This is a genomic window from Actinotalea sp. JY-7885 (assembly GCF_014525465.1).
Lineage (GTDB): Bacteria > Actinomycetota > Actinomycetes > Actinomycetales > Cellulomonadaceae > Actinotalea.
Genome location: NZ_JACEXH010000163.1, coordinates 1 through 6,929 on the forward strand (window position 1 = coordinate 1; position 6,929 = coordinate 6,929).

A 6,929-nucleotide genomic window follows, 5' to 3' on the forward strand; every position below is an offset into this window, starting at 1 on the left:
GGCCTGCTGGCGCAGCGGCCCGGCGCCGCGGACCGAGCCGGCCGCCGGCGCCGCGGCCAGGCGGGCACTCAGCTCCGGGAACCCGGCGAGGGCGGCCTCGAAGGACATGCCCTGGGGCCCGAGCAGCGCGATCCCGACGAGGTCGTCGGCGACCGGCGTCACGTACGCCTCGGCGGTGCGGGACCAGTGCACCTCGACCAGGTCGGTCCAGGGCGCGAGCCGGAAGTGCCGGCGCAGCCCGTACCGGCGCCGGCCGCGGCCGGGCACCTCGAGCCCGACGAGCCGGCGGACCGTCGAGTGCAGCCCGTCGCAGGCCAGGAGCCAGCGGGCCGTGACGCCCGCGGCGCGGACGGCGTCCTCGTCCTGCTCGAGCGCCGTCACGCGGGCGTGGCGCACGTCGATCCCGAGGCCCGCCGCGCGCTCGCGGAGCGCGGCGTGCAGGGTCGTGCGCCGCACGCCGCGGCCGGGACCGGAGCGGAACCGGTGGTCGACGTGCCGCGCGGGGGCCCGGTAGCTGATGCCCGCGATGACGTGACCGCCCGGGTCGACGCCCAGGCGCGTGAGCGCGCGCAGCGTGCCCGGCATGAGGCCCTCGCCGCACGCCTTGTCGATGTCGCCCTCGCGGGGCTCGAGCACGACGACGTCGTACCCGGCGAGCCGGGCCTCGATCGCCGCCGCCAGGCCGACGGGTCCGCCGCCGACGACCAGGACGTCGGTCGCCGGGGTCACGGTGCGACCGGCCGCGCCTCCGCCGGCTGGGGCAGGGCCGCCAGCGCGCGCTCCTCCGCCGGGATGCGGAAGCCGAGCAGCAGGACCGCGTTGAGCACCGTGAACGCGAGCGCCGTGACCCAGGCCGTGTGCACGAGCGGCAGGGCGATGCCCTCGGCCACCACCACGAGGTAGTTGGGGTGGCGCAGGAACCGGTAGGGACCGCGGTTCACGAGCGGGAGGCCCGGCACGACGATCACCCGGGTGTTCCACTGCGGCCCGAGCGTGCCGATGCACCACCAGCGCAGCGCCTGGCTGGCCACCACGGCGGCGAGCGCCGTCCACCCGAGCACGGGGATGAACGGGCGGTCGAACGCGTGCACCTCGACCACGCACGCCGCGAGCAGGCCGGTGTGCAGCGCCACCATGGGCGGGAAGTGCCCCTTGCCGGTCTCCACCCCCCCACGCGCGAAGGACCAGCGGGCGTTGCGGGTGGACACGACGAGCTCGGCGAGCCGCTCCAGGGCAGTCACCGCGACGACGAGATCGAACAGCAGTCTCATGAGGCCTCCGGCCAGCGCAGCAGGACGTGCTCGGCACCGACCCCGGGGCCGAACGCCATGAGGACGCCGACGCCCCCCGGCGGTGGTGGGGCCTCCATGGTGCCCGCCAGGACGTGCAGGACGGAAGCAGAGGAGAGGTTCCCGTTCTCGGCCAGGCACCGGCGCGAGACGGCCAGCGCGGCCTCGTCGAGGTCCAGCGCGTCGCGGACCACGTCGAGGATGCGCGGCCCGCCCGGGTGCACGACCCACGCCGCGACGTCGCGGACCTTGAGGTCGTGCCCCTCGAGCAGGGCGCCGACGTCGTCGGGCAGCGTGGCGGCGAGGAGGTCGGGCAGGCCGGCGGCGAGGACGATCCGGAAGCCGCTGCCGCCGATCGACCACCCGAGCTGGCCCTGGGTCCCGCTGACGATCCGGCTGCGGGACCCGACGAGCTCGGGCGCCGAGGCCGGGGCGGTGCGCGCGGCCGGGTGCTCGTCGCCGACGACCACCACCGCCGCGGCGCCGTCGCCGAACAGACCGCTCGCCACGAGGTTCGCCATCGAGTCGTCGCCGTGCTGCATCGTCAGCGAGCAGAGCTCGACGCAGACCAGGAGCGCGACGCCCTGCGGGCGGCCCAGCAGGAGCTCGTGCACGGTGCCGAGCCCTGCCGCGCCGCCGGCGCAGCCCCACCCGAACGACGGCACGCGGCGCACGTCCGGCCGCAGACCGAGGCGCGGCGCGAACAGGGCGTCCAGGGACGGCGCGCCGATGCCCGTGACCGACGTGAACACCACGACGTCGACGTCCTGCGCTCGCAGGCCGGCGCTCGCGAGCGCCGCGGCGGACGCCTCGACGGCGAGGTCGGTGCCGATCCGGATGAAGTGGTCGTTCGCGGTCCCGAACGACGTCAGCCCGGCGTACTCCTCCAGCGGGAGGACGAAGTGCCGTGAGCGCACCTGGGAGGCGCGGTGCAGCGACTCCAGACGGGACAGCCGGTCGGGGCCGGCGAGCAGCGGCCCGATGGCGGCCGTGATCTCTTCCTGGGGGTACGACTGTCCGGGGAGCACCGGGGCGACAGCCAGAACGCGCGACATGGCGGAATCGTGTCACGCCCGGTCATATCCGGCCCGGGGACGCGTCACATCCGGTCGCAGCCGTCGTGACGACCCGGTGCTCGCGCGCGCGACGGTGCGCCGCGCTAGCGTCGCGAGGTCCGCGCCGCACGTCCGCCGGGAGGGTCGATGACCGCGCAGGGTGCCGGGGCCGTGCCCGCGCGGCTCGGGCGGGCGACGCTCGGCCGCCGGCTCGAGGGCCTGGTCCGCGCGTGCCACCCGGGGCCCACCGTCGTCGTGACGGCCATCTCCCTGACCTTCGCGCTGGGCGCCGGGGCGCCCGTGCCGACCGCGCTGCTCGCGACCGCGGCGGTCCTCGCCGGCCAGCTCAGCATCGGGTGGTCCAACGACTGGCTCGACGCCGGGCGCGACCTGGCGGTCGGCCGCAGGGACAAGCCCGTCGTGGCGGGCCTGGTGAGCGCGCCCGCGCTGCGGACCGGTGCGCTGCTCGCCGCCGCGGCGTGCGTGGGGCTGTCCCTCGCCACCGGGGCGGTCGCCGGGTTCGTGCACGTCGCCGCGGTCGCGAGCGGGTGGGCGTACAACGCGCCGCTCAAGCGCACCGTCGCGTCGTTCCTGCCCTACACCGTCTCCTTCGCCCTGCTGCCCCTCTTCCTCGTCCTGGCCCAGGGCCGCCAGGCGGCCTGGTGGGTGATCGCCACGGGTGCGCTGCTGGGCGCGGGGGCGCACGTCGCCAACGTGCTCCCGGACCTCGAGGCCGACGCCGCCACGGGCGTCCGCGGCCTGCCGCACCGCCTCGGCCGGACGGCCTCGGGCGTCCTGGCCCCGAGCCTGCTCGTCGGCGCGGTGCTCGTCGTGGTGCTCGGTCCGCAGGAGCGTGCCGCGCTCGCGCTGCCCGCGGCCGCGGCGGCGACGGTCCTGGCGCTGTGCGCCGGGGCCCTGGCGCTCGGCCGGCCCGCCAGCCGCCTGCCCTTCCGGCTCACCATGGTCGTCGCGGCGCTGTGCGCCGTGCTGCTCACCGCGTCCGGGGGCCGCGCCGTCGTCGACTGAGAGGCCTCGAGCCGCGGGCTCCGCTCAGACGGTCGCCGCGTCCGGGGTGAGGGTGCGCGGCCGGTCCAGCGCCGCGGGCAGCCACGAGAACACCGTCGCGAGGTAGTCCTCGCGCGGCCCGGGCGCCGACAGCACGAGGTCGTGGACGCCGCCCTCGATCCTCACCAGCGTGACGTCGGGGCCGAGCAGCGGTGCCCGCAGCGCGATCTGGGCGACGTCCAGCACGGTGTCCTGGCGGTCCAGATCGGGGTTGTCGAGCCGGTTGGGCCCCGACTCCGCCGACGTCGCCACGAGGACGGGCACGGGGATCCGCAGCCCACGCGCGAGCCGCGCGTGCCCCCGGCGGACGGCGCGCAGCCACCCGGCCCGCACGGGGAAGCCCTCGGGCGGCTTGAGCGCGAGGTCGTAGTCCCAGCGCCCGCCGTGGCTGACGTGCAGGTGGTAGGAGTACGCGGACGTCCCGCCCGCCACCACGCGCAGCGGGTCGAGCGGACCGACGACGTCGAGCACGCGGCTCTCCACGACGCGCCGGAACCAGCGCGCGTTCAGGTCGAACCACGGGCTGTTGAGGACCAGCGCGTCGATGGCGCCGACACGGCGCAGGCCGTGCGCCCACAGGCTCGCGATCAGCCCGCCCGTGGAGTGCGCCATCACCACGAGCCGCGGGTGCCCCTCGTCGTGGCGGACCACGCGCGCCGCCCGCGTGAGCTCGGGCGCGTGCTCGGCGAGGTCGGTGACGTAGTGCGGGACCTGCCCCTCGCGCAGCGAGCGACCGGCGTGGCGCAGGTCCAGCGCGTAGAACGCGTACCCCTCGGCGTGGGCGCGCTCGGCCAGGTGGCGCTGGAAGAAGTAGTCGTTGAAGCCGTGCACGTACAGCACCGCGGGCCGCTCGCCGAACCCCTCCGGCAGCGGGTCGGGCCGGTGGCGGACCAGCGTCGCGACCGCCGCGTCCGGCCCCGTGCCGAGCTCGAGCGTCGTCGCGCTGAAGCCCGCCCCCAGCACGTCCGGCACCCAGGAGCGCATGACCCACCTCCGCCCGACCGCGACCCCTGCACCAGCGCCTCCTCGGCCGCGCCGGTCCGGGGCCGCGGCGGAGGCCTCCAGTGTGGGCCGGACGGGCGCGCCCGTCGCGGGGTGCTGCGGTCGGGGTCAGGCGGCGGGCAGGAGGACCCGGTCCCGGGGACGGCCCGCCTTGACCGGGAGCAGCAGCGCCAGGCCGATCGCGAGGACCACCATGATCCCGAGGACGCCCCAGTGCTGCGAGCCCGACAGCGCGATGAAGGTCGAGAAGCCGAGCGGGGCGAGGAAGCTCGCCGCGCGCCCCGTCGTCGCGTACAGCCCGAAGATCTCGCTCTCGCGGCCGGCCGGGATGAGACGCGCGAGCAGCGTGCGGCTCGCGGACTGCGCGGGGCCGACGAAGAGGCACAGCAGCAGCCCGAAGACCCAGAACGCGGTCTGGCCGGCGTCGTGCAGGAGGAAGACGGCCGTCCCGGCGACGAGCAGCCCGACGAGCGAGGTCGTGATGATCGCCTTCGGTCCGACGCGGTCGTCGAGCCACCCGGCCGCGATCGTCGCGAGCCCTGCCACGACGTTCGCCGCGATCGCGAACACGATGACGCCGTCGGCCGTGAACCCGAACGTCCCGGACGCGATGACGGCCCCGAACGTGAAGACCCCCGCGAGCCCGTCCCGGTACACCGCGCTCGCGAGCAGGAACCACAGCGTCTGCCGCCGGTCGCGCCACAGGGCGCGCACGTCGGCGAAGAGCTGGCGGTAGGACCCGAGGATGCCGAGCCGCGCGCGCCCCGCGCTGCGCGGCACCTCGGGCACCGCGACGAGCACGGGCACCGCGAACGCGGCGAACCAGAGGGCGGAGACGAGCACGGCCGCCCGGATGTTCAGGCCGTCCTCGCCGGTCACGCCGAACCAGCCGGTCTCCGGGTTGATGAAGCCGACGAAGAGGATGAGCAGCAGCACGATGCCGCCCAGGTAGCCCGCGCCCCACCCGATGCCGCTCACGCGCCCGACGTCGCGCGGGGTCGAGACCTGCGCCAGCGTCGCGTTGTAGTTGACCGAGGCCAGCTCGAAGAAGATGTTGCCGACGGCGAGCAGGAAGATCCCGAGCAGCAGGTTCTGCTGGAGGTTCGTCGGGTCGGGCGTGACGAAGAACATCGCGGCGCTGATCGCGACGGTGACGGCGGTGTAGACGCCCAGGAGGAGCTTGCGCCGACCGGTGTCGTCCGCGCGGGCGCCCAGCACGGGGGCGAGCAGCGCGATCGCGAGGCCGCCGGCGGTCAGGCCCCACCCGAGCCAGGTGCTGTGCTCGGCCAGCACCCGGTCCAGGGCGGTGCCCGCCGCCCCGTCCGGGTCCAGCTCGGCGGCGGCGACCACGGCGGGGTCGACGAAGCTCGAGCTGGTGAGCCACCGCGTGAAGACGAAGGTGGTGATGACCGCGTTGAACGCCGCCGACCCCCAGTCCCACAGCGCCCACGCGACGACGCGTCGGCGCCGGTGCCGTGCGTCCACGGGAGCGGCAAGATCGACGTCGGCGTCAGTCATGCGCGCATCGTACGGTCACTCGCGGGCTGACCCGTGACCTGCCCGTGGGCGCCGCCGGCTCAGCCGCGCACCTCGACGTCGACCTCGTGCCAGCCGGTCGCGCCGTCCGGCACGACGTCGGCCCGGCGCCCGGTCTGCACGCCGTCCGGATCGGCCGCCCGGACGCGCAGGACGTGGCGCCCGGGCTCCGCCGCCCACGTCCACGACCACTGGCGCCACGTGTCGACGCTGATCTCGTCGGCCAGCGTCGCCGCCTCCCACGGGCCGTCGTCCACCTGGACCTCGACCCCGGTGATCCCGCGGTGCTGGGCCCATGCCGTACCACCCACGCCGACGTCGCCGGCCGCGACGACGGCGCCGCGCCGCGGCACCTCGATGCGTGAGGCCGTCTTGACGGGTCCCTCGGCGGACCAGCCCCGCGCGGTCCAGTAGGCCTCCCGGTCGGCGAACCGCGTCACCTCGAGGTCGGTGAGCCACTTGGTCGCCGACACGTACCCGAACAGCCCCGGCACGACCATCCGCACGGGGAAGCCGTGCGCCGCGGGCAGGGGGTCACCGTTCATGCCGACGGCCAGCAGCGCGTCCCGGTCGTCCAGGAGCACGGGCAGGGGGGTGGACGCCGTGAAGCCGTCCGCGCTCGTGGAGAGCACCATGTCCGCCCCGGGCAGCGGCCCGGCGCGCTCGAGCAGCGCGCGCACCGGAAGGCCCAGCCACAGCGCGGTGCCGACCAGGTCGCCGCCCACCGGGTTCGAGACGCACGCGAGCGTCACGTGGGCCTCGACGAGGTCCTCCGCCAGCAGCTCGTCCAGGGCGAGGGTGACCTCCCGCTCGACCATCCCGTGCACCCGCAGGCGCCACGTCGCCGGGTCGACCTGCGGCACCACCAGCGCGGTGTCGATCCGGTAGAAGGCGCCGTTGCCGGTCACGACGTCGACCACGCCCGGCACGGGCGACTGCGCGCCCGCCGGCACCGGCGCCGCCCGCCGGGCCGCGGGCGGCA

Annotated in this window: 7 protein-coding genes; 1 reads left to right on the plus strand and 6 read right to left on the minus strand. The window is 76.1% G+C overall.

Annotation, left to right across the window (positions count from 1 at the left end):
• The 3 genes from IDM29_RS13295 to IDM29_RS13305 form a co-directional block, all read right to left on the minus strand.
• Positions 1–729, minus strand: a 729-nt coding sequence (locus IDM29_RS13295) for an FAD-dependent monooxygenase (protein WP_188037627.1), incomplete at its 3' end; no start/stop codon positions are given.
• On the minus strand, positions 726–1,271 hold the full coding sequence (locus tag IDM29_RS13300; RefSeq protein WP_182111279.1) for an isoprenylcysteine carboxyl methyltransferase family protein: 546 nt from the start codon (positions 1,269–1,271) through the stop codon (positions 726–728). The genes IDM29_RS13300 and IDM29_RS13295, both read right to left, overlap by 4 nt.
• Positions 1,268–2,344 (minus strand): type III polyketide synthase, encoded by a 1,077-nt coding sequence (locus IDM29_RS13305; RefSeq protein ID WP_182111278.1) that lies wholly within the window; start codon positions 2,342–2,344, stop codon positions 1,268–1,270. The genes IDM29_RS13300 and IDM29_RS13305 overlap by 4 nt, the downstream gene beginning before the upstream one ends.
• Positions 2,345–2,491: 147 nt before the next feature.
• Between IDM29_RS13305 and IDM29_RS13310 the strand changes: the two genes are divergently transcribed.
• Positions 2,492–3,370: a UbiA family prenyltransferase gene (locus tag IDM29_RS13310; protein ID WP_182111277.1), complete on the plus strand. Its 879-nt coding sequence runs from the start codon at positions 2,492–2,494 to the stop codon at positions 3,368–3,370.
• Positions 3,371–3,394: 24 nt separating this feature from the next.
• Here IDM29_RS13310 and IDM29_RS13315 read toward each other — a convergent pair whose 3' ends face one another.
• From IDM29_RS13315 to IDM29_RS13325, 3 genes are all read right to left on the minus strand, one after another.
• Positions 3,395–4,393: an alpha/beta hydrolase gene (locus IDM29_RS13315; RefSeq protein ID WP_182111276.1), complete on the minus strand. Its 999-nt coding sequence runs from the start codon at positions 4,391–4,393 to the stop codon at positions 3,395–3,397.
• A gap of 126 nt (positions 4,394–4,519) precedes the next feature.
• A complete protein-coding gene (locus tag IDM29_RS13320; protein ID WP_182111275.1) occupies positions 4,520–5,929 on the minus strand; it encodes an MFS transporter in 1,410 nt (469 codons plus the stop codon).
• 59 nt (positions 5,930–5,988) lie between these two features.
• Positions 5,989–6,929: molybdopterin-dependent oxidoreductase (locus tag IDM29_RS13325; RefSeq protein ID WP_188037628.1), on the minus strand; the 941-nt coding region annotated here is incomplete at its 5' end.